The 26,230-nt window shown below is 62.5% G+C and carries 30 protein-coding genes and 1 tRNA gene; 16 read left to right on the forward strand and 15 right to left on the reverse strand.

Going from position 1 to position 26,230, the window contains the following annotated elements; all coding sequences use genetic code 11:
* Positions 1-96 precede the first annotated feature (96 nt).
* Positions 97-378: a BolA family protein gene (locus tag KUG85_RS12365; protein WP_025029548.1), complete on the forward strand. Its 282-nt coding sequence runs from the start codon at positions 97-99 to the stop codon at positions 376-378.
* Between the two features lie 9 nt (positions 379-387).
* On the opposite strand, the gene KUG85_RS12370 is transcribed toward KUG85_RS12365, so the two are convergent.
* From KUG85_RS12370 to KUG85_RS12380, 3 genes are all read right to left on the reverse strand, one after another.
* Positions 388-786: a type II toxin-antitoxin system VapC family toxin gene (locus tag KUG85_RS12370; protein ID WP_223005450.1), complete on the reverse strand. Its 399-nt coding sequence runs from the start codon at positions 784-786 to the stop codon at positions 388-390.
* Positions 783-1,022 (reverse strand): type II toxin-antitoxin system Phd/YefM family antitoxin, encoded by a 240-nt coding sequence (locus KUG85_RS12375; RefSeq protein ID WP_065817129.1) that lies wholly within the window; start codon positions 1,020-1,022, stop codon positions 783-785. The genes KUG85_RS12370 and KUG85_RS12375 overlap by 4 nt, the downstream gene beginning before the upstream one ends.
* 212 nt (positions 1,023-1,234) lie before the next feature.
* Positions 1,235-1,645, reverse strand: a complete 411-nt coding sequence (locus tag KUG85_RS12380) for a MerR family transcriptional regulator (protein ID WP_223005451.1) — start codon at positions 1,643-1,645, stop codon at positions 1,235-1,237.
* Between the two features lie 151 nt (positions 1,646-1,796).
* On the opposite strand from KUG85_RS12380, the gene KUG85_RS12385 reads away from it, so the two are divergent.
* Positions 1,797-2,201: a nuclear transport factor 2 family protein gene (locus KUG85_RS12385; protein WP_223005452.1), complete on the forward strand. Its 405-nt coding sequence runs from the start codon at positions 1,797-1,799 to the stop codon at positions 2,199-2,201.
* A gap of 27 nt (positions 2,202-2,228) precedes the next feature.
* Here the strand turns inward: KUG85_RS12385 and KUG85_RS12390 are convergent, their stop codons facing one another.
* Genes KUG85_RS12390 through KUG85_RS12400 form a run of 3 tightly spaced genes read right to left on the reverse strand, consistent with a single transcriptional unit; the run spans position 2,229 to position 5,235 of the window.
* A complete protein-coding gene (locus KUG85_RS12390) occupies positions 2,229-3,494 on the reverse strand; it encodes an HlyC/CorC family transporter (RefSeq protein ID WP_223005453.1) in 1,266 nt (421 codons plus the stop codon).
* On the reverse strand, positions 3,491-4,618 hold the full coding sequence (gene aroB / locus KUG85_RS12395; RefSeq protein ID WP_223005454.1) for a 3-dehydroquinate synthase: 1,128 nt from the start codon (positions 4,616-4,618) through the stop codon (positions 3,491-3,493). Before aroB ends, KUG85_RS12390 begins: the two co-directional genes overlap by 4 nt.
* Positions 4,615-5,235 carry a shikimate kinase gene (locus KUG85_RS12400; RefSeq protein ID WP_065817053.1) on the reverse strand — a complete coding sequence of 207 codons (621 nt, stop codon included), beginning with the start codon at positions 5,233-5,235 and terminating at the stop codon, positions 4,615-4,617. The genes aroB and KUG85_RS12400 overlap by 4 nt, the downstream gene beginning before the upstream one ends.
* A gap of 149 nt (positions 5,236-5,384) precedes the next feature.
* Here KUG85_RS12400 and KUG85_RS12405 point away from each other — a divergent pair, with 149 nt between their 5' ends.
* From KUG85_RS12405 to KUG85_RS12415, 3 genes are all read left to right on the forward strand, one after another.
* On the forward strand, positions 5,385-5,534 hold the full coding sequence (locus tag KUG85_RS12405; protein WP_007010270.1) for a hypothetical protein: 150 nt from the start codon (positions 5,385-5,387) through the stop codon (positions 5,532-5,534).
* Between the two features lie 8 nt (positions 5,535-5,542).
* On the forward strand, positions 5,543-6,469 hold the full coding sequence (gene xerD / locus KUG85_RS12410; protein ID WP_223005835.1) for a site-specific tyrosine recombinase XerD: 927 nt from the start codon (positions 5,543-5,545) through the stop codon (positions 6,467-6,469).
* 100 nt (positions 6,470-6,569) lie between these two features.
* Positions 6,570-7,520: an acetyl-CoA carboxylase carboxyltransferase subunit alpha gene (locus tag KUG85_RS12415; RefSeq protein WP_065817052.1), complete on the forward strand. Its 951-nt coding sequence runs from the start codon at positions 6,570-6,572 to the stop codon at positions 7,518-7,520.
* A 7-nt stretch (positions 7,521-7,527) separates the two neighbouring features.
* Here KUG85_RS12415 and KUG85_RS12420 read toward each other — a convergent pair whose 3' ends face one another.
* Together KUG85_RS12420 and KUG85_RS12425 are read right to left on the reverse strand one after the other, a co-directional pair.
* Positions 7,528-8,175, reverse strand: coding sequence for a Vgb family protein (locus tag KUG85_RS12420; protein ID WP_223005455.1), 648 nt, complete (start codon positions 8,173-8,175; stop codon positions 7,528-7,530).
* A gap of 35 nt (positions 8,176-8,210) precedes the next feature.
* Positions 8,211-9,431: an HTH domain-containing protein gene (locus KUG85_RS12425; protein ID WP_223005456.1), complete on the reverse strand. Its 1,221-nt coding sequence runs from the start codon at positions 9,429-9,431 to the stop codon at positions 8,211-8,213.
* A gap of 112 nt (positions 9,432-9,543) precedes the next feature.
* Between KUG85_RS12425 and KUG85_RS12430 the strand changes: the two genes are divergently transcribed.
* A complete protein-coding gene (locus tag KUG85_RS12430; protein ID WP_223005457.1) occupies positions 9,544-10,320 on the forward strand; it encodes a DUF899 domain-containing protein in 777 nt (258 codons plus the stop codon).
* Between the two features lie 10 nt (positions 10,321-10,330).
* On the forward strand, positions 10,331-10,966 hold the full coding sequence (locus KUG85_RS12435; protein WP_223005458.1) for a copper chaperone: 636 nt from the start codon (positions 10,331-10,333) through the stop codon (positions 10,964-10,966).
* Positions 10,967-10,981: 15 nt separating this feature from the next.
* Here KUG85_RS12435 and KUG85_RS12440 read toward each other — a convergent pair whose 3' ends face one another.
* Genes KUG85_RS12440 through KUG85_RS12450 form a run of 3 tightly spaced genes read right to left on the reverse strand, consistent with a single transcriptional unit; the run spans position 10,982 to position 13,157 of the window.
* The gene (locus tag KUG85_RS12440; protein ID WP_223005459.1) at positions 10,982-11,713 is read right to left on the reverse strand and encodes an amino acid ABC transporter ATP-binding protein; all 732 of its coding nucleotides are present in this window, start codon (positions 11,711-11,713) and stop codon (positions 10,982-10,984) included.
* Positions 11,710-12,384, reverse strand: a complete 675-nt coding sequence (locus KUG85_RS12445) for an amino acid ABC transporter permease (protein ID WP_065817047.1) — start codon at positions 12,382-12,384, stop codon at positions 11,710-11,712. Before KUG85_RS12445 ends, KUG85_RS12440 begins: the two co-directional genes overlap by 4 nt.
* A gap of 29 nt (positions 12,385-12,413) precedes the next feature.
* The gene (locus KUG85_RS12450; RefSeq protein ID WP_223005460.1) at positions 12,414-13,157 is read right to left on the reverse strand and encodes an amino acid ABC transporter substrate-binding protein; all 744 of its coding nucleotides are present in this window, start codon (positions 13,155-13,157) and stop codon (positions 12,414-12,416) included.
* A 550-nt stretch (positions 13,158-13,707) separates the two neighbouring features.
* Between KUG85_RS12450 and KUG85_RS12455 the strand changes: the two genes are divergently transcribed.
* Both KUG85_RS12455 and KUG85_RS12460 read left to right on the forward strand, forming a co-directional pair.
* The gene (locus tag KUG85_RS12455) at positions 13,708-14,982 is read left to right on the forward strand and encodes a L,D-transpeptidase family protein (protein WP_065817045.1); all 1,275 of its coding nucleotides are present in this window, start codon (positions 13,708-13,710) and stop codon (positions 14,980-14,982) included.
* A 2-nt stretch (positions 14,983-14,984) separates the two neighbouring features.
* Positions 14,985-15,215 carry a sulfurtransferase TusA family protein gene (locus tag KUG85_RS12460; protein ID WP_223005461.1) on the forward strand — a complete coding sequence of 77 codons (231 nt, stop codon included), beginning with the start codon at positions 14,985-14,987 and terminating at the stop codon, positions 15,213-15,215.
* Positions 15,216-15,443: 228 nt separating this feature from the next.
* Here the strand turns inward: KUG85_RS12460 and KUG85_RS12465 are convergent, their stop codons facing one another.
* Both KUG85_RS12465 and KUG85_RS12470 read right to left on the reverse strand, forming a co-directional pair.
* On the reverse strand, positions 15,444-16,538 hold the full coding sequence (locus tag KUG85_RS12465) for a CobW family GTP-binding protein (RefSeq protein WP_223005462.1): 1,095 nt from the start codon (positions 16,536-16,538) through the stop codon (positions 15,444-15,446).
* A gap of 5 nt (positions 16,539-16,543) precedes the next feature.
* Positions 16,544-17,659 carry a D-alanyl-D-alanine carboxypeptidase family protein gene (locus tag KUG85_RS12470; RefSeq protein WP_065817126.1) on the reverse strand — a complete coding sequence of 372 codons (1,116 nt, stop codon included), beginning with the start codon at positions 17,657-17,659 and terminating at the stop codon, positions 16,544-16,546.
* 401 nt (positions 17,660-18,060) lie between these two features.
* Between KUG85_RS12470 and KUG85_RS12475 the strand changes: the two genes are divergently transcribed.
* The 3 genes from KUG85_RS12475 (at position 18,061) to KUG85_RS12485 (ending at position 21,534) form a co-directional block, all read left to right on the forward strand.
* Positions 18,061-19,224 (forward strand): M20 aminoacylase family protein, encoded by a 1,164-nt coding sequence (locus KUG85_RS12475; protein WP_223005463.1) that lies wholly within the window; start codon positions 18,061-18,063, stop codon positions 19,222-19,224.
* Between the two features lie 77 nt (positions 19,225-19,301).
* Positions 19,302-19,378: transfer RNA gene (locus KUG85_RS12480), tRNA-Arg, on the forward strand.
* A 140-nt stretch (positions 19,379-19,518) separates the two neighbouring features.
* The gene (locus KUG85_RS12485) at positions 19,519-21,534 is read left to right on the forward strand and encodes a DUF4139 domain-containing protein (protein ID WP_255606388.1); all 2,016 of its coding nucleotides are present in this window, start codon (positions 19,519-19,521) and stop codon (positions 21,532-21,534) included.
* Between the two features lie 6 nt (positions 21,535-21,540).
* Here KUG85_RS12485 and KUG85_RS12490 read toward each other — a convergent pair whose 3' ends face one another.
* Both KUG85_RS12490 and KUG85_RS12495 read right to left on the reverse strand, forming a co-directional pair.
* Entirely contained in the window at positions 21,541-22,149 is a 609-nt protein-coding gene (locus KUG85_RS12490; protein WP_223005464.1) for a hypothetical protein, read from the reverse strand.
* A 16-nt stretch (positions 22,150-22,165) separates the two neighbouring features.
* On the reverse strand, positions 22,166-22,642 hold the full coding sequence (locus KUG85_RS12495) for a MarR family winged helix-turn-helix transcriptional regulator (protein ID WP_007010256.1): 477 nt from the start codon (positions 22,640-22,642) through the stop codon (positions 22,166-22,168).
* Between the two features lie 221 nt (positions 22,643-22,863).
* Here KUG85_RS12495 and ectA point away from each other — a divergent pair, with 221 nt between their 5' ends.
* The 4 genes from ectA (at position 22,864) to thpD (ending at position 26,223) form a co-directional block, all read left to right on the forward strand.
* Entirely contained in the window at positions 22,864-23,466 is a 603-nt protein-coding gene (gene ectA, locus KUG85_RS12500) for a diaminobutyrate acetyltransferase (RefSeq protein WP_223005465.1), read from the forward strand.
* Between the two features lie 46 nt (positions 23,467-23,512).
* Complete coding sequence (gene ectB / locus KUG85_RS12505; protein WP_223005466.1) at positions 23,513-24,802, forward strand: diaminobutyrate--2-oxoglutarate transaminase; 1,290 nt, start codon at positions 23,513-23,515, stop codon at positions 24,800-24,802.
* Positions 24,803-24,807: 5 nt separating this feature from the next.
* A complete protein-coding gene (locus KUG85_RS12510) occupies positions 24,808-25,200 on the forward strand; it encodes an ectoine synthase (protein WP_065817039.1) in 393 nt (130 codons plus the stop codon).
* 87 nt (positions 25,201-25,287) lie between these two features.
* The gene (gene thpD / locus KUG85_RS12515; RefSeq protein WP_223005467.1) at positions 25,288-26,223 is read left to right on the forward strand and encodes an ectoine hydroxylase; all 936 of its coding nucleotides are present in this window, start codon (positions 25,288-25,290) and stop codon (positions 26,221-26,223) included.
* Positions 26,224-26,230 lie beyond the last annotated feature (7 nt).

Genomic DNA, 26,230 nt, shown 5'->3' on the forward strand with positions numbered 1-26,230 from the left:
CGGGATACAAGAATTGACTTTTGGCCAAAGTTCGACCTAGCGCTTGAATCGAACGTGAATTTGGGGATGTCCCCCATATGGTGTGAGGAGACGCGATTGTCCATCCAGTCAACGATAGAAAGCAAGCTGACCAGCGCATTTTCGCCGGAGCGGCTTGCCGTGATCAATGAAAGCCACCTGCACGCGGGCCATCAGGAGCATTTCGACGGAACCGGCGAGACGCATTTTCGTGTGCGGATTGTCGCAGAAGCCTTTGCCGGCATGAGCCGCGTCGAGCGGCACCGCGCGGTCAACGAACTGCTTGCAGAAGAGCTCAAGGACCCCGTACACGCACTCGCCATCGAACCCGCTGCGCCGGGAGAACCGACGCGCTGGTGATACGGCAGTTTACCAGATGGTCGCAATGCGCGGGTAGCGCCTGATCTTTTCATCAGCCGTCACAAGGGGCACAGCGAACTTCTGACAGGTGGCCACTATGAAACGATCAGCGGGATCGCGGTGAAAATCATCGCCAATGCGGGTACTCAGCACCGCGATCTCATTGTCGATCGGCACAAATTCGACCGCGTTTAATTCGGCGACAATATCGAGCCAATGGCGGACATCCTCGGTCAGGCCCAGACGCCCGCGTGCGACGAGCATGGCGATCTCCCATGCCGTGATGGACGAGATGAAGATCTTTCCGCTCGCCAGAGCTTCCCCCAGGGCCGCACCTGCAGCCGCGCTCAGCTTCTCGGCATCGCCATTGGCCCACCATACAAGCACATGTGTGTCGATGCCGATCAACCCAGCACGTCCCAGTCGGCGTCATCCACGGGATCGAACGGGCGCTGATAGGATGTCACCGAACCTTTGAGCCGCTTCAGTGCCGCCTGCGCATCGGCCTTCCTTTCGAGGGGGCGGATCTCGAGTGTCGGCTTGCCATGATCGGTCACGATAAGAGGCTCGCCGGTCTTTTCGACTTTGCGGAAATATTCAAGCGCACGCGCCTTGAAGCGGGATTTGGACACCTGAACCGTCATCTTGATGCTCCGCCTGCCTTCGAGACAAATATAAAAGCCAAAATGACCATAGACAATGACCATGGTCATTTTGTGATTGGCTTTGTTCTGTGGCGGCGCGCCGACGCGCTGGTGAGTGTTTGCGCCAGCGTCAGCGCGCGCCCTCGCTCGAGGGCGGCGCGCTCACGTTCCTTCCCTCCGTGGCCGGGGACGTGAGCCCGGTATCGGAAGACCTATCCGGCCAGGCTTTCGGAGCGATCCTGTTCCGCAAAATCCTGCAACGTCGCGCCGGCGCCCACCGTGTCCATGCGTTCGACACGGGAAAGGAGGGCCTGCCGCCGCTGTTCGAGCTCGCTGAGCAGGGTTTCGATCTGCGACAGCTTTCTCAGAAAGCGCTTGCGGCCCGCGGCACAGGGCGCATCTGAAGCACCACCCTCGAAACACGGCAGAAACGCCCTGATCTCACGGGTAGAAAACCCGCAGCCAAGAAGACCCTGTATAAATCTCACGCGTTCGACCGCCTGAGGCGGGAATGCGCGGTAGCCATTCGCCGAGCGTTCAGCGTGTATCAATCCCCTGGCTTCGTAGAGTCTCAGGGAACGCTGGCTCGCACCGGTCAATTGCGACAGCTCGCCGATCCGCATCTTTCACCTCCGTTTTGGGAAGGACTTTAGAAACGTAACCTTAAGGTCAAGGTCAAGCACTGCAAGGGGCGGATCATTCTGGCTGAACCCGCTTGACAATGACCCTAGAGACAGTGGGGCAACCATCACCTCCCCAAAAAGGAGGTTCGCAATGACCAGCAACGGAAATCCAGCCAGCCAGGTCCGGGAAGCCATCGAGCACCTGATCGAAAGCGGCAGCACCTACAATCTCGAGGAACTCGAAAGGCTGTATCACCGGGATCTCAAAATTTTTATCGTCGATGAGGACGGCAATGCCCAGGTGCTCGACAGGGCGCGCAATATGGAGATGTTCCAGCAAAGACGCGACGCCGGGCTCGATCCTCTGAACCGCTGGGCGGAATTCCGCCACATCGAAGCGAAGGACGAGGCAGGATTTGTGATCGTGACGAGAAAGATGGAATTGAGGGGCCGGCCCGAAACCTTCGTCCTTGCCATTCATCTCGTGCGCGAGGACGAACGCTGGCAGGTTGTCCAGGAGACGATTTTCGTGCGACCGCAGGCGACAGGGGGATAGGCGAGAAGACCGGAGGCGGCCTTCTCCTCACCCCAGCGGCCTGATCCGCAGCCTTGTGATGCGGTTCTTGTCGCGCTTCATGACAATGAAACGCTTGCCGAAGAAGGTGAATGCCTGCTTCTCGTCCGGAATGGTCTGGGTCTCGTGGATGACGAGACCCGCGATCGTCGTCGCCTCCTCGTCCGGCAGGTCCCAGTCGAGTGCGCGATTCAGGTCGCGGATCGGCACGGAACCTTCCACGACGATGGAGCCGTCTGCTTCCTGCTTGACGCCCTGCACCTCCACATCGTGTTCGTCGGCAATGTCGCCGACGATTTCCTCGATGATGTCTTCGAGCGTTACCAGGCCCTCCACCTCGCCATACTCATCGACAACGATGGCGATGTGCGCCTTGCGGCGCAGAAAGGCGTTGAGCTGGTCCTGCAGCGTGGTCGTGTCGGGCACGAACCATGGTTTCGAGGCCACTTTGGCGATGTCGATCCTGGTATAGTCGTTCTGCACATCGCCCAGCGCGCGCAGCAGGTCCTTGGCGTGGACCACACCGACAATGTTTTCCGTCGAGCCCTTCCAGATCGGGATGCGGGTATAGGGGCTTTGAAGGATCTCGCGCACCACGACTTCGGGCGCCTCATCCGCATTGACCGAGCGCATGTTGGTGCGGTGGATCATGACGTCCGAGACTTCCAGCTCATGCAGGTCGAGCAGACCACCGACGCGGTCGCGGTCCTGTTTGACCACCGCGCCCTCACGGTGCAGGACCTCGACGGTGCCGCGTAGCTCCTCATGGGCGGAAAGCATCGATTCGCGGCTTTGCAGGTCGACGCCGAAGATTGCCAGAAGAAGCCGGACGATGCCATTGGCGAGCGACGACAGGAAGCCGAACAGAAGCACCACAACACGGGCAAAGGGCGACACGGTGAGAGCGAAAAGCTCCGGCTTTGCCAGCGCCCAGGATTTCGGCAGTATCTCGGCGAAGATGACCAGCAGAACGGTCATGATGACGGTGGCGTAGAGCACGCCGGCATCGCCGAAGAGTTTCAGGAACAGGCTGGTTGTCAGCGCCGAGGCAAGAATGTTGACCAGATTGTTGCCGATCAGCAGCGCACCCACGAGCCTGTCGCGCCGCTGGATCAGCCGGTCGACCAGGCCGGCGCGCGCGTCGCCATTTGCCTCCATCGTGTGGAGCCTTGCCCGCGAGACGGCGGTCATGCCGGTCTCGGTTCCCGAAAAGAGAAAGGAGAGCGCGATCAGGCATAAAATGATGCCACCGGTGATCCACATCTCGGCTGTCATTGCGAAAGAGCTCCCTCAAGAAAGGAAAGAACCTGGCTGGTCGGCACGTCTTTCGCAACGAAAGACTGGCCGACGCCGCGGGTGAGAATGAAGGTGAGCGCGCCGCGCGACACCTTTTTGTCCTGCGCGATATAGGTCAAAAGCTGCTCTGCGCCAGGCAGCCCCCCCGGCACATCGGAAAGCCGGGTCGGCAGGCCGACAGCGGCGAGATGCGCCTCGACGCGCTCGGCATCGTCGGGACTTGCCAGATTGAGCTGCGTGGAGAAGCGGTGCGCCAGAGCCATCCCGATCGCAACGCCCTCGCCATGCACAAGACGCGCGCTGTCATAACCGGTGGCTGCCTCCAGCGCGTGACCGAATGTGTGGCCGAGGTTGAGCAGCGCACGGTCACCCTTTTCCAGCTCGTCGCGGGCCACCACATCGGCCTTGGCCTGACAGGACTGCGCGATCGCCTCAACCCGCTCGGACCCGCCGGCAAACACCGCCTGCCAGTTTTTCTCCAGCCAGGCAAAGAACTCCGGCCGGTCGATGAGGCCGTATTTGGCGACTTCGGCGTAGCCCGCGCGGAACTCGCGCGGCGAGAGCGTATCGAGCACCGCCGTATCGGCAATGACAAGCTGCGGCTGATGGAACACGCCGACGAGGTTCTTGCCATGGGCGGTGTTGATGCCGGTTTTGCCGCCAACGGAGGAGTCCACCTGGGCGAGCAGCGAGGTGGGTGCCTGCACGAAGTGCATGCCGCGCCGCACGATGCCGGAAGCGAAGCCCGCCAGATCGCCCACCACGCCGCCGCCAAGCGGAATGACGATGTCGCCGCGCTCAAGCCGCGCATCGAGAATGCCGGACACCACCTCTTCAAGCGTTGCGAAGCTCTTCGAGCGCTCGCCGGGGGCAACGGTGATGGCGGTCGCCTCGATGCCGGCGTCAGCGAGACTGCCCTGAAGCGTCGCCAGGTGATTTTCCGCGACATTGGCGTCGGTGACGATGGCAGCGCGCACGCCGGGAAGACGGCGCGCGATCTCCGCACCCGCCCGCCGAAGCAGGTCCGGCCCGATCAGGATGTCATAGGAGCGCGCGCCAAGCGAAACATGCACTTTGGCGGACGCGGCATTCACATCGTTCATGATCGGGTGTCCTTCCGGCGTTCGTCCTCCCCTTTCGGGGCCTGGTTCTGCAGATGGTCGTCAAGGGCGGCAATCACCTCGGCGACGATGACCTCCTTGGCCTCGTTGCGCGAGTGAACAACGATGTCGGCCTCGGCATAAAGCGGGTAGCGCTCGTCCATCAGGCGGCGCATGACCCCTTCGGGATCGTCATTGTTCAGGAGCGGCCGGTTGGAGCGGCGGCCGACGCGTTCCATCAGGGTCGGCAGGTCGGCCTTCAGCCAGACCGAGATGCCGCGGCGCGCGACGGCCCGCCGTGTCTGCGCGCTCATGAACGCACCGCCGCCGGTGGAGACGACACGCGGCCCGCTTTTAAGCAGACGCGCGATGACCCGACGCTCCAGCGAGCGGAATTCGCTCTCTCCATAGGCCGCGAACAGGTCCGGCACCGTCATGCGCGAAACGGTCTCGATCTCGTGATCGCTGTCGATGAAGGGCAGCTTCAGTGCATCGGCCACACGCCGGCCAATCACCGTCTTGCCGGCACCCATCAGGCCGACGAACACAAGCGAGCGCCTGCCAAGCCGGTGGGCGAGATTTTCGATATCTGGAACGGATAGGTTTTCGGTGACTGTCATGCTCGCGCCTCTGCCTGCCGGTTTCGACACAAAAGCCATGATCCGTCAAGCGCTTGACAGGCAGGCAACGCAGTTACCCGCTTGCAATCGACAGACCGGCATCCCATAAACGGACTGGGCAGGGGAAGTCAGAATGGGGCATTGAAGGCATGCCGACGCTTTTTCGGCTATTGATGATCATCGCGGTGCTGGCCGGGCTGGTTTATGGTGCGATGGTCGCCCTCGTGACCTTCGTGGAACCGCAGACCGGCGAGATGAGCGTGCGGATCCCGGCAGATAAACTGAACCCGTCACAATGACCTCCCGGATCGGCAGCGGCGCGCGGATCGAGGCCTTTCTGGAGATGATGGCCGCCGAGCGCGGCGCCAGCGACAACACGCTTGCCTCCTATCGCCGCGATCTGGAAGACGCCGCCCAGCACGTGGCGGCAAAGGGACAGGCCCTGCAGGATGCCGGCGCCGACGATCTGCGCGATTTCCTCACCGCCCTCTCGGCTCAGGGTTTTGCGGCGACGACCCAGACCCGCAAGCTCTCGGCGCTCAGGCAGTTTTTCCAGTTTCTCTATGCCGAAGGCCTGCGCGGCGACGACCCGACAGGCGTGCTCGACAGCCCGAAAAAGGGGCGCGGCCTGCCGAAGACGCTGAGCGAGGAAGAGACCGGAAGCCTGCTGGAACGGGCCGAAACGGAAGCTCGCGAAGCCGCTCCGGGCACCCCGGAACACATCGCCGCATTACGGCTCCATGCGCTGCTCGAAGTGCTTTATGCCTCGGGGTTGCGCGTTTCGGAGCTGGTGAGCCTGCCGGTCACGGTTGCGCTGCGGGATGAGCGTTTCTTTGCTGTGCGCGGCAAGGGCGGCAAGGAGCGCATCGTGCCGCTTTCGGGCAAGGCGCGCGCGGCCATGCAGGCCTGGCTCGCGGTGCGGAAGGCGAGCCCCTCGCGGGCAGAGAGCGGCTGGCTCTTTCCCGCCGGTTCTGAGAGTGGTCATCTGCCACGCCAGGTCTTTGCACGGGAATTGAAGGCGGTCGCGGCGCGGGCGGGCATCGACACGGCAAAAATCTCGCCGCATGTGCTGCGCCACGCCTTTGCAAGCCATCTTCTGCAGAACGGTGCGGACCTGCGCGCCGTGCAGGAACTGCTCGGCCATTCGGACATATCCACGACGCAAATCTATACGCATGTGCTTGAAAAACGCCTTGCCGAGCTGGTTCAAAAGCACCATCCGCTTGCCGATTAGCTTCATGAACGTTATGTGGAGCGTCACATTATCGGCGGCAGGCCGTGTTCAACCCAGAGATGCCTCTATCGCAGTGTCTCGTGTTCGATTTGGCGAGTGAATGTACAACTATCTCGATTTTGAAAAGCCCGTTGCCGATCTCGAAGGCCAGATCCTTGAACTGAAAAAGCTCGCCGAAAGCGGCGAAGCGGTGGACGTCGCCGATGAGATCGCACGCCTTGAGAAGCGCTCCAAGGATGCACTGGTAGAAATCTACCGGTCTCTGACGCCCTGGCAGAAGGCACAGGTGGCCCGCCATCCCGACCGCCCGCACTGCCTCGACTATGTGCGCGGGCTCTTCACCGACTTCACGCCACTGGCCGGCGACCGGGCTTTTGGCGAAGACAATGCGGTGATCGCCGGCTTTGCACGCTTCAATGGCGAATCCGTTGCGGTGATCGGCCAGGAAAAGGGCAATGACACGCAGAGCCGACTGAAGCACAACTTCGGCATGGCCCGGCCCGAAGGCTACCGCAAGGCGGTGCGTGTGATGGACCTGGCGGACCGTTTCGGCATCCCGCTGATCAGCATCGTCGACACGACCGGCGCCTATCCCGGCATTGGCGCGGAAGAACGCGGGCAGGCGGAGGCCATCGCCCAGTCAACGTCCAAATGCCTTGGCCTGAAGGTTCCGAACATCGCCGTCGTCATCGGCGAAGGCGGGTCGGGCGGCGCAATTGCGATTGCCACCGCCAACCAGGTCTACATGCTGGAACACGCCATCTATTCGGTGATCTCACCCGAGGGTGCCGCCTCCATCCTGTGGCGGGACTCCGCACGCGCCAAGGATGCGGCCACCAACATGAAGATCACCGCGCAGGACCTGATGACCCTCAAGGTGATCGACGGCATTGTCCCCGAGCCGATCGGCGGCGCGCACCGCGCACCGGAAAAGGTGATCGCGGCGGCCGGCGACCAGATCGAGAAGGGATTTGCCGAGATGGCCGACGGCAAAATGGATTACCGCGAGCATCGCCGCGAGAAATTCCTCGCCATCGGCCGGACATTATAGGCCTCGATCAGGCGGCGGAAGCACGCTGCGGCCTGCGGACAACGCGGACGGTACCGCTGTTTCCACCGCCGCAGAAGAAGCGGTCTCCGCCATCGGATTCGAGGCCGGAAATACCTGCCCCGGACGGCATGTCCAGTTGCGTCAAAACCGCCCCGGTCTCCGGATCGATGCGCCGCAGGTCGCTTTCGTCGCCATCCCACGTTCCGTGCCATAGCTCTCCGTCCACCCAGGTCACGCCGGTGACGAAGCGATTGGACTCGATCGTGCGCAGAATGGCACCGGTTTCCGGATCCAGCTTGTGGATCTTCCGCTCACGATACTGCCCGACCCAAAGCGCGCCGTCGGCCCAGGCCAGGCCGGAGCTGCCGCCATTGGGGGGTGCGGGAATGGTGGCAAGCACCGAACCCGTTTCCGGGTCGATCTTCAGTATGCGGTCCTCGGCAATCTGGAACATGTGCGCGCCGTCAAAGGCCGTGCCCGCCATTGCTGTCATCTCGATCGAGCGAACGATCTGGCCTGTGCCGGGATCGACGGCGTTCAACCTGTCTCCCGAAGCAAACCACACATTCTTTCCGTCGTGGGAGACGCCATGAACGGCCTCCACGTCTGGAAAAGGCCCATATTCTTGGATGATGTCTGCATTTGATCTGGTCATGATCCGTTTCCTTTCTGATTGATCATGGCCCGAACCTAGCCGCCGGTAATTTTGGCCGGGAGTAACAAGTTTGTCGGGAATCCGGGCAGCGTCGGCACGACCCAGCGACAGGCCCGCCCGCGCCCGAAAGACCGCACCTTGCCCTCCTCCCGCAACCGCTCAAGTGCACGCTGGACAGTGCGGGAGCTGACGCCCAGAGCCAGTGCAAGCGCCGCGCTGGACCACGCCTCGCCATCGCCGAGCAGGGCAAGGACATCGCCATGGCTGTCTTCGACAGGCTGCGCCAGAAGGGCCACGTCGCGTCCGCTGGCGATGGTCAGCACGAAACCGTCTTTCGTGGCACGCAGCTTTGCATGCGGGCGCAGCAACGCGCGCAGTCTGCCGATCTCCACCCGCAGCCGCGCACGGTGGGACTCATCCGCAACCTTGCCTCCAAAGGCCCGCGCCACGAGGTTTTCGCGTGAAACGTCTCGCGGCCAGGCTTCCGCCAGCGTTCGCGCAAGGGCAAAAAGAACCGGGCGTGTTCCAAGCCGGATCGTCTCGCCGGCACTGCGCACCACGTACCGGCAGGCATCCACAACGACTGTATCCGACGCAAAAAGCGCCTCCACCTGAGCGAGCTGGAGCAGCTCTTCACGCCCTTTCGCGATCAACCTGGCAGCCGGCGCCGCCAGCGCCCGCCTGGCAGCATCGACCTCGCTCACCAGCGCTGGGATGCCCGCCTGCACTGCAGCCGCGGCGGCGCGTTCCAGCGCGGCTCTCGCCTTGCCTGCCTCGACGCGGCGCATGGCAATGCCGGCGACCACCATCTCGTATCCGGCCTGCGCCTGCAGAGGCAGAAGCCCCGGATCGAGCGCACCAAGCTCCCGCTCGGCCTCATCCAGACGGCCGATCAGGAGGAGATGCCGGGCTGAGAGATAGCGGGCATAGGCGGCGTTGACGGTATCGCCGTGGCGCGACAGCATTCTGCGTGCGCGCTCAAGCGCCTTCTCCGGCCAGCCGAGATCGCGCGAGACAAGGGCAATCTCGGCTTCCGCCACGACACAGCGCGCGCGGGCCCTGTGTTCGCGCGGGCTGAAGGCGCGGCCGGCACGGCGCAGGAGCGCCTTGGCAATATCCAGATCTCCAAGCTGCGCCATGGCGATGCCGCGCAATGCCAACGCCGGCGCATCGCTGCGCAGGGCGATGCGATTGAGCGCGCCCAGAGGGTCACCCGCCGCCAGGGCACGGCCCGCTGCCGTGATCAGAGCGTCCATCTAAATCGCGCCACGATTGTCACTCTCACCCCTGAAAACCGGCCTCTACTCTACCGGACAGCCGCCAACCGACAAGACGCGGATGAAGGGCGGCGGAGAAAAGGAGAAAACCATGACCACACACGCGATCGGAACACGCGAGGAATGGCGCGAAGCGCGCCTGGCGCTTCTGCAGGAAGAAAAAGAGCTTACCAGACGCAGCGATGCGCTGGCGCAGAAGCGCCAGCAACTTCCCCGGGTGCGCATCGACAAGGCGTATCGCTTCGATACCGAGGCGGGCGAAGCCACGCTGGCGGACCTTTTTCAGGGACGCTCGCAGCTTCTTGTCTATCATTTCATGTTCGGCCCGGACTACGAGGCGGGATGCCCCTCCTGCTCGGCCATTGCAGACGGATTTGACGGCTCGGTGGTGCATCTGGCCAATCACGACGTGACCCTGATGGCCATATCCCGCGCGCCGCTTTCAAAGCTGATGGCTTTCAGAAAGCGGATGGGCTGGTCCTTCCCGTGGGCATCTTCCGGCCGGAGCGATTTCAACCAGGATTTCGGTGTGAGCTTCACGAAAGAGCAGCAAAGCGAGGGCATCGAATACAACTTCCGGCGCGAACCGCCGATGAAGAACACACTCGCCGGCAAGACGATGCGAACCTGGGAGGGTGACAGCCCCGTTGTCCAGACCGCCGCGATGACGGGAACCGACGTGCCCACCTTTACACGCGAAAGGCCGGGTGCCAGCACCTTCGTTCTGGAGGACGGCGTGGTTTACCACACCTACTCCACCTATGCTCGCGGACTGGACGGGTTGTGGGGCATGTATCAGTGGCTCGACCGCGCACCCATGGGGCGCAATGAAACGGGCATGTGGTGGCGCCACCATAACAAATACTAGAACGCTGCCCGTGGCTCTGGCCCTTGCGGCAACGCTGGGGCTGGCCGCACTCTGCTGGGGCTTCATGGCACAGACGATGGGCGACATGCAGATGGGACCGGCTGCCTCGCCCGGCCCGTTTCCTGCCTTCATCGCCATGTGGATCGCAATGATGGCCGCGATGATGCTGCCCGGCATCGCACCGACCGTCGTGAAGACAGCCAGAGACGGCGCTTCCGGTCCAGCCGTTCTGGGCTTCGTTGCGGCCTACCTCATCGTCTGGGCCGCGATCGGCCTGCCGGTCTATCTGCTCTACCAGCCGCACGGCACCACCATGGCGGGCATCGTCACGATGGCTGCGGGCCTCTACGAGTTCACACCCATCAAGAAGGAAGCGCGCCGTCGGTGCTGCCGCGGTCCCCTCTCGTCGGGTCTTGAGTGCGGGTTCTTCTGTGTCGTCATGACGATCGGGCTGATGGCAACGCAGATCGCCATCGTCATCATGAGCCTCGGCTGGATGGCGGTGGTGACACTCATCATCTGCGCGCAGAAACTGATGCCGCCACGCGCCCTGATCGACACGGTCCTGGCTCTGGCGCTGATCGGGCTGGGGCTCGCCATCCTCGCCGTTCCGGAACACGTGCCCGGCCTCATGCCGGCCATGTGACACCAGCCGGCCAGGTCAAAGCACCTTGCGCAGAAATGCGCGGGTGCGCGGGTCCTTCGGATCGGTGAACATCGCGTCGGGCGCCCCCTGCTCGACGATCTTCCCGCCATCCATGAACAGGATGCGGTCGGCTATGTCGCGGGCGAACTGCATCTCGTGCGTGACGATCAGCATCGTCTGGCGCGCATCGGCGACGCGCTTGAGCAATTGCAGCACCTCATCCACCCATTCGGGATCGAGCGCCGAGGTGGGCTCGTCGATCAGCATGATCTCGGCCTCCGCCGCCATGGCGCGGCCGATACCGACACGCTGCTGCTGACCGCCGGAAAGTGCCGCCGGGTAGCTCTGCGCCTTGTCGGCGAGACCGATCGTTGCAAGAATCTCCTCGGCGCGGGCGTGCGCCCTGGCCTTCTCCCAGCCCCGGACGGTGATCAAACCCTCGGCGATGTTGTCGCGCGCAGTCATGTTGGCAAAGAGCGCATAGTTCTGGAACACGAAGGATGTCTGTCGTCTGAGCGCGAGTTCTTCTGCGGCCCTGACCCGGCGTGCATCCACCGTTACCGGGCCAATGGTGATCATCCCCTCATCGGGCTTTTCGAGAAAGTTGAGCGAGCGCAGCAAAGTCGACTTGCCGGTACCGGAGGGTCCGATGATCGCCACCCGCTCGCCCGAGCGGATGTCCAGATCGATGCCGTCGAGCACGGTGTTGGCGCCGAAACGCTTGGTGAGTCCCTTGACCGAGATCATCGCGCCACCGCCTTCCCGAGCCGCGCTTCGAGCTGGCGCTGGACGACCGTCAGCGCCTCGACGATGACCCAGTAGACAATGGCGACGAGAATGAAGGCCTCGAAATAGAGAAAGCTGCCGGCCGCTTCCTTCTGTGCCGCGCCCATCAGTTCGGTCACACCCAGCGTGAAGGCAAGCGAGGTGCTCTTGATGATGTCGACGAAGTAGTTGACGAGCGTCGGAGCAGCTATGCGGGCGGCCTGCGGCAGGATGATGCGACGCATCATCTGCGCTGTCGTCATGCCGACGGAGCGCGCCGCTTCCCATTGTGAACGGTCAACCCCGAGGATCGCGGCGCGAATGCTTTCGGCCATGTAGGCCGCGAAATGCAGGGTGATCCCCATGATGGCCGCGGTGACGCCATTGATGGCTGTCAGGAACGAGAAGACCTGCGGCAGTCCGTAATAGAACAGGAAGAGCTGCACCAGAAGCGGTGTGCCGCGAAAGAAGCTGATGAAAATCTGAGTGAAGCCGTCGAGCAGGGGCACGCGCATGACGCGCACAATGGCCATCAGCGAGGCGAGCAGCAGCGCAAAAACCATGGCCACCGACGCCATGGCCAGCGTCAGCGGCACATATTTGAGAAGCACGGGGACGAGCCCCAGCATGTAGTCGAGATCAAGCGGTCTCATCGTCCCCGGCTCTCATTGGTGTTGCGTGTTTACTGGGTAATGTCGGTGCCGAACCATTTCTGCGAAATTTCGGTCAGCGTGCCGTTTTCCTTCAGCGTGGTGATGGCCGCGTCCACGCGGTCGCGCAGCGCCTTGCCTTCATCGTCGTTGCGGAACGGGAGCGCGTTGCGGATCTCGGAGAAGGGCTGGCCGGCAAGCGCCAGCGGCAGCGGCGTTTCCTTGATCACCTGGCTGGCGCTGACGCGGTCCATGACGAAAGCGTCGACGCGGCCGAGCGCCGTGTCCTGCTCGAGATTGCTCTCATAGGTCTTGATGTCGATCTCGTCGGCATAGGGCAGTTCGCGCAGAAGCTGCTCGAAATTGGAGCCGAGATTAACCGCGACCGAGCGGCCCTTGAGGCTTTCGGGTCCGGTGATCTCACCCTCATTGCCCTTCTTCACCACCACCTGCGCACCGTCGATCACATAGGGCTGCGAGAAGGCGAATTTCGCCTCGCGCTCGGGCGTGATGGTGATCTGATTGGCGATGGTGTCGATGCGGTTCGATTCGAGCGCGCCGACAAGGCCAGAAAAGCTCATGGTGACATATTCCACCTCGTCACCCGTCTCCTTGACCACGGCATCGATGAAATCCACCTCGAAACCCTGAAGCTTGTCCTGCTTGACGAAGGTGAACGGGAAATAGCCTCCCGACATGCCGACACGAATGGTCTCTGCCTGGGATGCCGAAACGGTGGCGGCGAAAATTGCAGCTGCTAGTGCCAGTTTGCGCATTGAAATCTCCAGCGGCGCCCTGCGCCTGCGTGTTGCTCGGTGCGGCACAAATAGTCAGTGTAGAAAAATTTTCTATAGGTCTGCCGGTTTCCTTATTTAAAAAGCAAAATTCTTATACTTATGGCGCAGAGAAGCGTATCGGATGCCAAAAATAGGGATTGTTTGAGTATGATTTAACCGCTTTGTCATAGGCACGAAGGCGATCTACCGGGCAGAAAGCCAACTCGCGAACACGTTTCAGCCTCTTGCGCGCACAACATTCCTCGCCTCGATCGCCGTGCGTCCATCCGGACGCACAAGGGACGATCCAGGCTATAAATGGAGCATCGGAATAATCCGAAAACCGGTTTCCACTTTTCGGTCCGATACTCTATAAGCCGCGAAAAGGCCACAAAGCCCGACAAAATGCCACGAAAAGGTCACGGCATGGCTGCAATGCCTAACGAGCCGGGTAATCTTTTCGAAAGCATAAGGGTTCATTTTCTATAAGCGGAGTGCCATTTTAGATTCTCCGCACGGGGGCCAAATAGGCGGGACACGACAACCATCCATGACACGCCTGATCAAATATGCCTTCTTGCTGTCGACAGCGTTTGCGCTGGCTGCATGCAACGAAACACTTGAAGACATCGCGCCGAAGGCCGAGCGTCAGTTGCCGGCGCGCGTCGTGCAGACGATGAAGGCCAAGGGGATGAGCAAGACCTCTCCCGTGATGATGCGCATCTTCAAGGAAGAGGGAAAGCTGGAAGTCTGGAAGGCCAAGACCAATGGCCGGTACGACATCATAGCCAGCTATGACATTTGCAAATGGTCGGGCCAGCTCGGGCCGAAATTCACCGAGGGCGACCGCCAGGCGCCGGAAGGTTTCTACACGGTCCGCCCCGGCCAGATGAACCCGAAGTCGAGCTATTACCTCGCCTTTAACATCGGTTTTCCGAACGCTTACGATCAGGCCAATGGCCGCACCGGCAAGCACCTCATGGTGCATGGCGCCTGCTCGTCCGCCGGCTGCTACTCGATGACCGACGAACAGATCTCGGAAATCTATGCTTTCGCCCGCGACTCCTTCAAGGGCGGGCAGCGTGAATTCCAGGTTCAGGCCTTTCCGTTCCGCATGACGGCCGAAAACATGGCCCGCTACCGGAGCGACCCGAATTACGATTTCTGGAAAATGCTCAAGGAAGGTTACGACCACTTCGAGCTGACCAAGATCCCGCCGAAGGTGGATGTGTGCGGCAAGCGCTATGTGTTCAACCGTGAGGCCGCGGACGGAGAGCGTCTTTCGCCGACCGCCGCATGCCCGCCGATGAGCCAGCCCGAATCGCTGCTTACGGCCTACCGGCAATACCAGGCGCAATACGACATCGCTTTCAGCAAAGCCCTCAAGGCACAGTCGACCGCTACACGCTCCGAGACCATCGCCGGGCATGAGGAAGCGCGCCTGGTGGCGGACTGGAGCAAACGCCGCGCGCGGGGCGAAAAGGTCTCGCGCCTGCCGCCCAACATTCCCTCACCGACCGCGGTCGCCGAGGCGCCTCAGCCGGCATCGACACCTGCCGTTGCAGCCACGGCTTCGGCCTACACGGCAGAGCCTGCCTCACGCCTTCAGAATGCGCTGGAAGCCGTTGCAGGCCAGCCTGAACAGCAGCAACCGGCGGAAAGCACCGCCGCAGCCGTGGCACCGGTGCCGGCAGAGGGCGCGGTTCCGAGCCCGACACCGCGACCGGATACGAGCGCAGAACGCACAGCCTCCGTCCCGGCTCCGGCAACGGGTGGCCAGGCCCCTTCGCTGCGGCGCCGCATTCAGAACATCTTCAGCCGCTGACCGTGACGGTTGCACCGCAGACATACGACCTCAAGGGGCTCAACTGCCCCTTGCCGGTGCTGAAAGCGCGCAAGCGCCTTGCCGGCATGCCGCGCGGCGGCCGGCTTTGGCTTGAAACCACCGACCCGCTGGCGGTGATCGACATTCCCGCCTTCTGCAACGAGAACGGACATCTGCTCGTGGAGACGGAAGCGACAAGGGACGGGCATCGCTTTCTCGTGGAACGCGGTTAGAGCATCGGACCGAAAAGTCGAATCCGGTTTTCGGATTATTCCGATGCTCCATTTACAGTTTAGATCGTCCTTTGTGCGTCCGCATGGGCGCAAGGCGATCCAAGCCGGCGGTCAGCAGTCGCGTTAAATGACCTGAACTTTAAACGGCGCAGAAATCAGAGACATATCCGTCCCACATTCTTCCCAAACACTGGGTCAGCGCCCAATTGCGTCGACGCGGCGCGCGGTTCAACGGCGAAAGCCCGCTATGGCGAGCGGATTGTCCTCAAGCGCAGCCCTGTCGGGCGTGTCGACCGCCGCATCGCCCATGAACGCCGAGAACAGCCCCTTCACATAGGCTTCGTCGAGCCCCGTACCGATGATGACGAGACGCACGCCGCGCGTATCGTCAGGCCATTTCGCCAGAAGGCGCGGTTCGTGCAGAACCTGTCGAACCCCCTGCACGACAAGCGGACGATCCGGCTGCCCGTGCAGTTCGACAATGCCTTTCAGCCGCAGGATCTGCGGTCCGCACTGGCTGCGCAGAAGGTCTAGAAAATTATCGAGCGCCGGGCCTGAAATGGGCCGGTCGTGCGTCAGCAGGATCGTGTCGTAGGCTGCACTGTGCCCACGGTCATGGTGATGGTCGTGCCCATGATCGTGCCCATGGTCGTGATCGTGATGATGATATGGCTGAGCATCACGCAACGCCCCGGCGGCGCGTGCGCCGATGTCGAGCGCACTGCAGTCAATGATGGCAGCAGCCTCCATCCCCTCGGCCACGAGCGGCTGGAGACCCGGTGCAAGCTTTGCGAGGTACGATTCCAGACCGGAGAGCGCGTCCGCCACAACCGCATCGGTCTTGGTGAGGAGAAGCCGGTCGGCCACCGCCACCTGATGCCGCGCCTCTTCGTGCGCTTCGAGCGTCTCACGCCCGTGCATCGCGTCAACCAGCGTGACAACGCCGTCCAGCCGGTAACGCGCAGCCAGGGCCGGATGCGCGGCGAGAGCCTGCAGAACCGGCACCGGATCGGCAAGGCCGGTGGTTTCGATGACAACGCGTTTGAGACTGTCTGCACGGCCATCCGCGAGGCGCTCATCCAGCCCCAGAAGCGTGTCGACCAGCGCGCCGCGAACCGTGCAGCACAGACAGCCATCCGACAGTTCGATGATGCCGTCGGACGCCTCTTCCACCAACAGATGGTCGATGCCCACGGCACCGAACTCGTTGACGATCACGGCGGTGTCCGAAAGTGCCGGATCGCGCAGCAGCCGATTGATCAGGGTTGTTTTGCCGGCGCCGAGAAAGCCCGTGACGAGGGTCAACGCGATGGTGCGGGACATGGTGATCAGCCACCCTGCGCGGTGTCGGCGGTGGCGCTTTTCAGCGGATATTCCGGCCGCGGCGTGGGGATCGGCACATCGGCATAGCGCGGCACCGACGGTGCAGGGCCGGTGGCGCCGCCCAGAGCGATCGTTACGGCGCGCGGCTCGTGGTCCATCGCCGACAGGTAAGGCGAGCGCTGAACCAGGAGACCGTCGTCGTCACCGCGCTCGAACCGGGCCTTGACCGCCGCTTCGGAACAGACCTCGGGGCGCAGGTCGACCGCCACATTGCGGCCTTCGCCATAAGGCGCGAACGCGGTGATGGAGGGCGAGACCGAGCCCTGAATCTTGAAGCCCTCGGCAAGCAGGCGTGCGGCTTCCTCACCGCGCTCCACCTGCGATGGAGCACCCAGCACGATCGTCGCAAGCGTGCGGCCGTTGCGCGTGGCCGTGGCAGCGAGATTGAAGCCGGACGAGCACACATACCCCGTCTTCATGCCGTCCGCGCCGGGAAAACGGCCGATCAGCCAGTTGTAATTCGGCAAAACCCTGTCGCCGGTGCGGATGGCCTCCATCGAGAAATAATGCGCGTGCTGCGGGAACTCGGTGCGGATGGCCCGCACGAGAAGCGCCAGATCACGGGCGGTGGTGTATTGCTCGGTTGAGAAAAGACCGTGCGGGTTTACGTAGTGCGTGCCGGACATGCCGAGCTTGCGGGCAGCCGCATTCATGCGCTTTGCAAACGCATCGACCGAACCGCCGACATTCTCGGCAATCGCCGTAGAGACATCATTGGCGGACTTGACCATGATCAGCTTGATGGCGTTGTCGAGCGTCAGCACCGAGCCTGCCGGATAGCCCATCTTGCTTGGCGGCTCCCGCGTCGCACGTTTGGAGATCGTCACCGGAGAGTTGAACTGCAGCTCGCCATCCCTGACCGCCTCGAACGCCACATAGGCCGTCATCAGCTTTGTGAGCGATGCCGGATACCAGCGCTGGAATGCGTCTTCATGGGACAGAACCCTGCCGCTGTTGACGTCGAGAACGATTGTCGGCCCTGCCGACGCCGGCATGACTGCCGCGACCATCCCCATCACTGCCCCGGCCACCATCGGCGCGGCAAACCTTGCGAAACACATGCGCATTATCCGAATTTCATGTCCGCCTGAAATATCAGGCTCCGTTGTTGACCCGTATACCGGTTATTGTCACCTGTGCCTGCGACAGATGGTCAACGACCGGCCTCAAGCCCCGTTCGCTCCATATCGGCGCGTCCGGGTTCATTTAACGCGAACCGGGCACTTATAGCAAAAAACCACAAAGCCGGCGCCTGCTTCGCGCTCCAGAATACCGATGCGGGGCGAACAAAAGCCCAAGCTGGTCCAACCGGATCAGCTTGCAATCACGCGTGATCACATCTTACCTATTGCTGACTTCAGGAAGATGACCACGGGATGCATGCGGCCCTCCGGTACCTGCGCGAAACCCGCCTCGTCATGAAGGGCAAATGCCGGCAAAAATTTGAAGGGAACAGCAAAACATGCCGATTTTGAATCGTTCTGCGGAATTGCAGGCCGAAATCGCCGAATGGCGCCGTGACATCCACCGTCATCCCGAGCTTCTCTTCGATGTGCACCGCACCGCCGGCTTCGTGACGGAGAAACTCACGGAATTCGGCTGCGGAGAGGTTGTGACCGGGCTCGGCAAGACCGGTGTGGTGGGCATCATCGAAGGCAATCTCGGCGACGGGCCGACCATTGGCCTGCGCGCCGACATGGACGCTCTGCCGATGACGGAGATGACGGGCAGGCCCTGGGCCTCCACCATCCCCGGCAGGATGCATGCCTGCGGCCATGACGGGCACACGGCCATGCTGCTCGGCGCAGCGAAATATCTCTGCGAAACGCGCAATTTCAGGGGCCGTGTCGCGGTGATCTTCCAGCCTGCCGAAGAAGGCGGCGGCGGTGGCAACGAGATGGTCAAGGATGGGATGATGGAGCGCTTCGCCATCGAGCGTGTGTTCGGCATGCACAATCTGCCGGGCCTGCCCGTCGGCCAGTTCGCCATCCGCCCCGGCCCGATCATGGCGGCCACGGCGGAGTTCGTGATCACGGTGAAAGGGCGCGGCGGCCACGCCGCCATGCCGCATACGGTGGTCGACCCGATTCTCGCTGCAAGCCAGATCGTGACGGCGCTGCAGAGCATCGCTTCGCGCAATGTGCATCCGCTCGATTCGGTGGTGGTTTCGGTCACAAAGTTCCACGCCGGCGACGCCTTCAACGTCATTCCCGATTCCGTGGAGCTCGCCGGCACCGTGCGCACCCTGAAGAAGGACGTGAACGCCGATGCCGAAAGCCGCATGCGCGCGATCTGCGCGGGCGTGGCTGCCGCCCATGGCGCCACGGTGGAGGTGGACTACGATTCCAACTATCCGGTGACGTTCAACCATGCCGACGAGACCGCCTTTGCGAGTGCGATAGCAAGCGAGATTGCCGGCGCGGCCAATGTGGACACCGACATCACGCCAACGATGGGCGGCGAGGATTTCTCTTACATGCTGGAAGCCCGCCCGGGCGCTTTCATCTTCATCGGCAATGGCGACAGCGCCGCGCTGCACAACACGGCCTACGATTTCAACGACGACGCCATCCCGCACGGGGTGAGCTACTGGGTGCGCCTGGCCGAGACCGCCCTGGCGGCATGACGCAGGGGACGGCGCCCTGCACGCCGTCCCATTTGATCTTGGCGAACCGGCTTCATCGCGTTATGAGAGGGCTCAGCGGTCCCGTAGCTCAGCAGGATAGAGCATCAGATTCCTAATCTGAGGGTCACAGGTTCGAATCCTGTCGGGATCGCCATTTTTGCTGGGTCCAGCCCGATGACATCGCCCTGCCGGCCTGCGATACGCACTTTTCTCCAAACGCGCCACGATCCAATCCAGATACACTGATAACGAAGGTGCGTTCAGGACTTTCTCAAGGCAGCGTGGAGACATGACGTGACAGCGAAACCTTTCCCCGGCGTGAACCGGAAAATTGCCCGCACCGCCCTGTTCGGCGCCTGTTTTGCATTTGCTCAGGCTGTGCCACCGGCCCTTGCCGACATCGTCGACAGCGGGAGAATCGAAAGAATCACGCTCTCATCCGGCGGGCTGGCCGAGGTCAGGCGCTCTGCCCGCATCGACGGGGACGGCACGCTGCGCATCGACATTCCGCTCGACCAGGTGGATGATTTTCTGAAAAGCCTCGTGGTGAGCGATCCCGCAGGCACGATCGATGCCGTCACGCTCGACGGGCTCTCGCCGGTCGAGGAGACGTTCCGGCGGCTGCCCTTCAGCCCCGGTGAAATGGGCTCCGTGCCGGCGCTGGCCGCTGCGCTTCAGGGCATCTCCGTGCGCGCCACCTCGGGCGGACGCACCGTCGAGGGCATGATCCTCGGTGTCGACACGCAAGAAACGGGCAGCGAAACGGCTCCCCGCATCGAGCGGGTTCTCTCGGTGATGACGGCGGACGGAACGGTTGAAGTTCTCAAGCTTGGGACAGACACCCAGCTCGATATCCGCGACGAGGCGATGCGGGAGCGGCTGCGGGAGGCCGCGAAGGTGAGCGGACGCGGGCGCACCGACGCCATCCGCTCCGTGGCGGTCACGCTATCGGGAACGGGCGCGCGCGACATCGCCCTCTCCTATGTGGTGCCGGCGCCCGTGTGGAAGACCGCCTACCGGCTGGTTTCGGCCGGAGAGGAGACCGCCCGCCTGCAGGCCTGGGCGGTGATTGAAAACGCGACCGGCGAGGACTGGGAAGGCATCGGGTTGACGCTTTCCTCCGGCGCGCCGGTGACCCTCGCCCAGAAGCTGCATCAGCGCTACTGGAGCGAACGCCCGGACATTCCCGTTGCCGTGGGCAACGCCGCGCCGCCGCGGCCGGACGATGCGGCGGGCATCGAGATGGCCGAAATGAACGCCGCCCCCCGGCGCATGCGCGCCCTGGGCGGGGCGGCCGCACCCGCCCCGATGGCGGATATGGCCATGATGGAGCCTTCGGCACCGACCAATGGCAGCCAGGCGCGCGAGGGCGAGACGAGCGCCACCTACCAGTTGCCGAATGCCGTCGACCTCGCAGCGGGGCAGAGCCTTTCCGTGCCGTTCGTGGACGCCAAGGTCCGGGCGGAGCGGGTCTCGGTCTTCCAGCCTGAAAACGGCGGAATCCACCCTGTCGCAGCCGTGTTTCTGAGAAACGACACCGAGGCAAGCCTGCCGCCCGGCATCGTCACGGTCTATGACGGGGCGAGCGGCTATGTGGGCGATGCGCAGCTCCTGGGCATTCCCGCCGGCGAAAGCCGGATGGCAAGCTTCGCAAGCGACCGCAAGGTCGAGATCACGACCGAAACGAAACCGCACGAGATCGTCGGCGAGGCGGCCATCACCGATGGCATTCTGCGCACAACGACGGTTTCGCGGATCACCACGGCCTATACGATCAAGGGCGCTGCGGACGCGAAACGCACCGTTCTGATCGAGCACCCGCGGCGTGACGGATGGCAGATGACCTCCGACGCGCTCGACAGCGCCACACCGACGCATTACCGCCTGCGCGCCACTGTGGAAGCCGGCGGGAAATCCACCGTCAGGACCGTGATGGAGCGCAGCCGCACGGAGAACTTCGCCCTCATCGATGCCAGCGCCGACGCGCTTTATGTCTGGGCCGGTTCGGCAGCCGATGGCGAAACCACGAAGAAGCTGAAGGCGCTCGCCGCGCTCAAACGCGAGGCAGCGACTGCCGAACGCACGCTCACCAATGTGCAGCAGGCGCTGGAACGAACCGCCGGAGACCAGGCCCGCATCCGCGACAATCTGGGCTCGGTTCCCCGCGAAAGCGCATTGGCAGAACGCTATATGCGCATGCTTGAAGAACAGGAAAACCGGATCGCCTCGCTCGGCGAGGAGAGAGCCCGGGCAGAAAGCGAGATGGAACGCCTGAGCGGCGAGGTGCGGGCGTTTATCGACGGGCTCTGATCATTCTCAGGCATCATCCATGGAGCCGGCTCCAAACGCTGCGCCGGCTCCGACTGGCGCCAGCGCACCGGCTGCACCGTCGCGGTCGGCAAGTCGCGCCAGAAGAAAGCGACGAAGCCCGAAAAGCCCCATGACCGGGAGAGCGACCGTCGTGAGCGGACCGCCGCCGGCAAGGAAGAAAGACCAGAGGATCGTGATCGCAGACGCAAGGAGAAGCGTCAGCGAATAGGGGCGGTGAACGCCCGGCGCCCCGTCGACGCCGATAAAGCCCCGGCGCGTGAAGATCAGCACGCATCCGGTCACGAAGATAGTGATCAGAACGCCCTTATAGGCGACCTCGACAATGGCGTCCCCCCAGGCGGGCATGCCAAAACGGTAGAGACCGACGATCAGCGGCGTGACCACGAGAAGGTGGATGTTGATGCCGAGAAGCACCGGGTGGAACCGCCAGCGGCAGACACGGAAGCCCACAAGCATGCATGCGGCAAGCGCTGCCCCGATCCAGCCCGTCAGTTCCTGATCTGCTCCACTGCGCCACAGCGCGACAAAAACCAGCGACGGCAGGCTTTCGACAATATCCGTCAGCCATTCGCGCTGCATCGACGTCCCGAACATGCCTCTTTACCCTCTCCTATTTGCGATCCACCGCACCGACGTCCAGCAGCGGTGCGGCATCGAGCGCGCCCGCATTGAGCATTGCACCGACACGCTCAAGGGCTGCAACGATCATGCCCTGTTCCCAGTCCGGCAGGGCCTGAAACTGCTCTGAAAAGGTCTTCTGCAATGGATCGGGTGCAGCGCTCAACAGCGCGCGCCCCTCTTCCGTCGGTGCCACCCAGACCACACGCTTGTCGCGCTCACTGCGCGTGCGGGTGACGAGGCCACGCGCCTCCAGCTTGTCGACCAGAGAGGTGGCGGTCGCCTGCCCGACACCGGCCTTGCCGGAGATGTCCTTCGGGGTGGCCCGGCCTGCCGCAGCGACAATTTCAAGCACGATGAGCTGCGGTGTCGTCAGCCCTGTCGCCCGGGCAAGTGTGCGCGCGTTGAGCTCTGTTGCACGCAGGATTCGCCGCAGCGCGATCAGGCTTGTTTCAGTACGATCTTCCATGCCGCCATTCCCCAAGACTCGGAGGCCGAAGGGGCGATTCTCGGTCGCCGCTCTCCACTCGCACACAAATAGCAGAGAAAAGATATTTTGATTAGCGAATAAAATCTTCCTCGGAAACCATTGCATTTCATGGGCTTGCGCAGCTTGTGGAACCATTTTCAATTCCAGCGGTTGAAATATCCTTCGATAGTCATAATATTCGGCGCGCTATGAGGAGACCAATGGCCACCACTGATATCAAGCTTGTACGCAAGCGATCGTCCGAAATTGTCTATCGCCCCCCGCGCAAGGAAGACGGCGCGGACGTATGGCGGCTCATCCAGTCCTGCGAGCCGCTCGACGAAAATTCCCTTTATTGCAATCTCTTGCAGTGCGACCATTTCGGCGACACATGCATTGCCGCCGAAAGAAGCTGCGACGGCGCGCTGGTCGGCTGGATTTCAGCCTATCTTCTGCCGGACGAGGACAACACATTGTTCGTCTGGCAGGTCGCCGTGGACCAGAGCGTCCAGGGCATGGGCGTCGGCAAGAAACTGCTCGCCGCACTGCTCGACCGGGAAGCCTGCGAGAACGTGCAGGCGCTCAAGACCACCATCACCTCCGACAACAAGGCAAGCTGGGGTCTGTTTTCCTCACTTGCCCGCAGGCGCGGCGGCCAACTCAGCCACGAGCCTTATTTCCGCAAGGATGCGCATTTCGATGGCAAGCATGCCACCGAACACATGGTGACGATCCGGTTCGCCGAAGACGCATCCGACGAATTAGGCGGAAACTGGATTTCTCTGCGCAATGCAGACGAAGCCCGGAGCGACGATGCCGCCTGACGGCGACACAAAAATCCGCACGACCGAACAATCCGAAGGAAAAAAGATGACGACCGTTACGACGGACGACAAACAGATTTTCACGCGACGCGAATCGGAAGCGCGCAGCTATTGCCGCAGCTTCTCGACCGTATTCACAAAAGCCAGCGGCTCGACCCTGACAGACGCCGAAGGCCGGGACTACATCGACTTTCTGGCCGGCTGCTCGAGCCTGAACTATGGTCACAACGACCCGGACATGAAGGCCGCGCTGATCGAGCATATTGAGCGCGACGGCGTCACGCACGGGCTCGACATGCACACCGACGCGAAGGCCGAATTCCTGAAGGCGTTCGAGCGCCTCATCCTGCGCCCGCGCGACATGGATCACCGTGTCCTGTTCACCGGCCCGACGGGCGCCAACGCCATTGAGGCCGCGCTCAAGATCGCCCGCAAGGTGACGGGACGCCAGAATGTGGTGTCCTTCACAAACGGCTTCCACGGCGTCACGCTCGGCGCGCTGGCGGCAACCGGCAATGGCTATCATCGCGGCGGCGCCGGCGTGCCGCTCAGCCATGTCACGCGCATCCCCTATGACGGCGCGATGGGCGGCGATATCGACACGGCCGATCTCTTGAACCGGATGCTTTCGGAGCCCTCCAGCGGCGTTGAAAAACCGGCTGCAATCCTGCTCGAAACCGTGCAGGGCGAAGGCGGGCTGAATGCCGCATCGCGCGAATGGGTGCGCCGGGTGAGCGAGATTGCCCGCGCCCATGGCGCGCTGCTCATCATCGATGACATTCAGGCGGGCTGCGGCCGCACCGGCAATTTCTTCTCCTTCGAGGAGATGGGCATTTCGCCGGACATCATCACCATGGCGAAATCGCTGTCGGGCTACGGTCTTCCGTTCGCCACTGTTCTGGTGAAGCCGAAATACGACGTGTTCGGCCCGGCCGAGCACAATGGCACGTTCCGTGGCAATAACCATGCCTTCGTCACCGCTCGCGTGGCGCTCGAGAAATTCTGGGCGGACGACACGTTCCGCGCCACGATCGCCGAGCGCAGCGCCTATCTCGAAAAGCGGCTCAACGAGATCGCCGCGCTTCTGCCCGACGCCCGCGTGAAGGGCCGTGGCATGATGATGGGTGTGGATGTGGGCTCAGGCGAGCTGGCAAGCGACATCTGCAAGCGCTGCTTCCGCGATGGCCTGATCATCGAGACCTCCGGCGCGCATGACGAGGTGGTGAAAATCCTCTGCCCGCTCAACATCGATCAGGAAACCTTTGCGCGCGGACTGGACATCCTTCAGTCTGCCGTTGCTGAAACAACCCAGAACACGAAAATCGCAGCGGAGTAACGAATATGATCGTGCGCGACCTGAACGAAGCGAAGAACACCGAACGTCACGTCCATTCGGAAGGGTGGGATAGTGTGCGTCTTCTCCTGAAGTCGGATGAGATGGGTTTTTCCTTCCACATCACCACCATCCACGCCGGCGCCGAACTGCACATGCATTACAAGAACCATCTTGAATGCGTCTATTGCGTCGACGGCACTGGCTCCATCGAGGATTGCGCCACCGGCGAGGTCCACAAGATCAGGCCGGGCGTCATGTATGCGCTCGACAAGCACGACAAGCACATTCTGCGCGCCGACGCAGAAAAGCCGATGATCATGGCATGCACCTTCAACCCGCCGGTAAGCGGCAAGGAAGTGCACCAGGCCGACGGCTCTTATGCGCTGGAGGATGCATAACCTTCCTGAAGCCTGGCACCCTTCAAAAATGGGGTGCCAGGCTCATGCATCCGCCGGCGAAAACCCTGAAAGAAAAGGAGAACGACCATGACAGCGATGTCGAAGGAACGTGACCGAAGACGTCAGGATCCCTACCCCAGCAGGCTGCCCGAAGAACACTGGCTGCCCCGTCAGGACCGGGTCGTATGGAGCCAGTGGCGCCCCGATGCGCCCCTGACAGCACAGCAGGCCGACCAGTTTGACCGTGACGGCTTCCTGATCCTCAAAGACATTTTCACGGCTGAAGAGGTCGAGGCGCTGAAGGCCGAATCCGCCGCCATGCGCAATGGCGAGCGTGACCTGATGGATGGCAGCGTGATCACCGAGCCCGGCTCGGACGAGGTTCGCACCATCTTCAAGCTGCCCGAGCAGAGCTCCCTCTTCAATCGTCTGGCCAGCGACCGCCGCGTTGCCGGCATTGCCCGTTTCCTTCTCGGTGACGAGGTCTACATCCACCAGTCGCGGCTGAACTACAAGCCGGGCTTTACCGGCAAGGAATTCTACTGGCACTCGGATTTCGAGACCTGGCACGCCGAGGATGGCATGCCGCGCATGCGCGCTGTTTCCGCCTCGCTGCTTCTGACCGACAATGATGCGATGAACGGCCCTCTCATGCTGATGCCGGGCTCGCACAAGCAGTTCATCGCCTGCGCCGGCGAAACGCCCGACGACAACCACAAATCCTCGCTGAAGAAGCAGGAGGTGGGTGTGCCCTCGCACGAGGCGCTGGGCAAGCTGGCGAGCGAGCATGGCATCACCGCCGCCACCGGCAAGGCAGGCACGCTGGTGCTGTTCGACTGCAACACGATCCACGGCTCCAACGGCAATATCACGCCGTTTCCGCGCTCCAACGCCTTCTTCGTGTTCAACGCCGTATCGAACCGGCTTGAAGAACCCTATGGCGCGAAAAAAGCCCGCCCCGATTTCCTCGCCGAGCGCGGCGACCCGACCCCTGTCGAAATCAAGACCGGGAAACTGGCATAAGCCAAAA

Origin of the sequence: Nitratireductor rhodophyticola, from assembly GCF_019891355.1 — a bacterium.
GTDB classification, from domain to species: Bacteria; Pseudomonadota; Alphaproteobacteria; order Rhizobiales; family Rhizobiaceae; genus Nitratireductor; species Nitratireductor rhodophyticola.

What these genes read in the sequence shown, in the direction of transcription:
- ectB (WP_223005466.1), top strand. Translation starts at nt 23,513, where the DNA reads ATGACGACCGTTACGACGGACGACAAACAGATTTTCACGCGACGCGAA.
- KUG85_RS12510 (WP_065817039.1), top strand. Translation starts at nt 24,808, where the DNA reads ATGATCGTGCGCGACCTGAACGAAGCGAAGAACACCGAACGTCACGTC.
- KUG85_RS12475 (WP_223005463.1), top strand. Translation starts at nt 18,061, where the DNA reads ATGCCGATTTTGAATCGTTCTGCGGAATTGCAGGCCGAAATCGCCGAA.
- aroB (WP_223005454.1), bottom strand. Translation starts at nt 4,618, where the DNA reads ATGAACGATGTGAATGCCGCGTCCGCCAAAGTGCATGTTTCGCTTGGC.
- KUG85_RS12390 (WP_223005453.1), bottom strand. Translation starts at nt 3,494, where the DNA reads ATGACAGCCGAGATGTGGATCACCGGTGGCATCATTTTATGCCTGATC.
- KUG85_RS12430 (WP_223005457.1), top strand. Translation starts at nt 9,544, where the DNA reads ATGACCACACACGCGATCGGAACACGCGAGGAATGGCGCGAAGCGCGC.
- KUG85_RS12470 (WP_065817126.1), bottom strand. Translation starts at nt 17,659, where the DNA reads ATGTGTTTCGCAAGGTTTGCCGCGCCGATGGTGGCCGGGGCAGTGATG.
- KUG85_RS12400 (WP_065817053.1), bottom strand. Translation starts at nt 5,235, where the DNA reads ATGACAGTCACCGAAAACCTATCCGTTCCAGATATCGAAAATCTCGCC.
- KUG85_RS12415 (WP_065817052.1), top strand. Translation starts at nt 6,570, where the DNA reads ATGTACAACTATCTCGATTTTGAAAAGCCCGTTGCCGATCTCGAAGGC.
- KUG85_RS12375 (WP_065817129.1), bottom strand. Translation starts at nt 1,022, where the DNA reads ATGACGGTTCAGGTGTCCAAATCCCGCTTCAAGGCGCGTGCGCTTGAA.
- KUG85_RS12445 (WP_065817047.1), bottom strand. Translation starts at nt 12,384, where the DNA reads ATGAGACCGCTTGATCTCGACTACATGCTGGGGCTCGTCCCCGTGCTT.
- KUG85_RS12465 (WP_223005462.1), bottom strand. Translation starts at nt 16,538, where the DNA reads ATGTCCCGCACCATCGCGTTGACCCTCGTCACGGGCTTTCTCGGCGCC.
- KUG85_RS12495 (WP_007010256.1), bottom strand. Translation starts at nt 22,642, where the DNA reads ATGGAAGATCGTACTGAAACAAGCCTGATCGCGCTGCGGCGAATCCTG.
- thpD (WP_223005467.1), top strand. Translation starts at nt 25,288, where the DNA reads ATGACAGCGATGTCGAAGGAACGTGACCGAAGACGTCAGGATCCCTAC.
- KUG85_RS12420 (WP_223005455.1), bottom strand. Translation starts at nt 8,175, where the DNA reads ATGACCAGATCAAATGCAGACATCATCCAAGAATATGGGCCTTTTCCA.
- KUG85_RS12455 (WP_065817045.1), top strand. Translation starts at nt 13,708, where the DNA reads ATGACACGCCTGATCAAATATGCCTTCTTGCTGTCGACAGCGTTTGCG.
- KUG85_RS12490 (WP_223005464.1), bottom strand. Translation starts at nt 22,149, where the DNA reads ATGTTCGGGACGTCGATGCAGCGCGAATGGCTGACGGATATTGTCGAA.
- KUG85_RS12380 (WP_223005451.1), bottom strand. Translation starts at nt 1,645, where the DNA reads ATGCGGATCGGCGAGCTGTCGCAATTGACCGGTGCGAGCCAGCGTTCC.
- ectA (WP_223005465.1), top strand. Translation starts at nt 22,864, where the DNA reads ATGGCCACCACTGATATCAAGCTTGTACGCAAGCGATCGTCCGAAATT.
- KUG85_RS12425 (WP_223005456.1), bottom strand. Translation starts at nt 9,431, where the DNA reads ATGGACGCTCTGATCACGGCAGCGGGCCGTGCCCTGGCGGCGGGTGAC.
- KUG85_RS12440 (WP_223005459.1), bottom strand. Translation starts at nt 11,713, where the DNA reads ATGATCTCGGTCAAGGGACTCACCAAGCGTTTCGGCGCCAACACCGTG.
- KUG85_RS12405 (WP_007010270.1), top strand. Translation starts at nt 5,385, where the DNA reads ATGCCGACGCTTTTTCGGCTATTGATGATCATCGCGGTGCTGGCCGGG.
- KUG85_RS12385 (WP_223005452.1), top strand. Translation starts at nt 1,797, where the DNA reads ATGACCAGCAACGGAAATCCAGCCAGCCAGGTCCGGGAAGCCATCGAG.
- KUG85_RS12450 (WP_223005460.1), bottom strand. Translation starts at nt 13,157, where the DNA reads ATGCGCAAACTGGCACTAGCAGCTGCAATTTTCGCCGCCACCGTTTCG.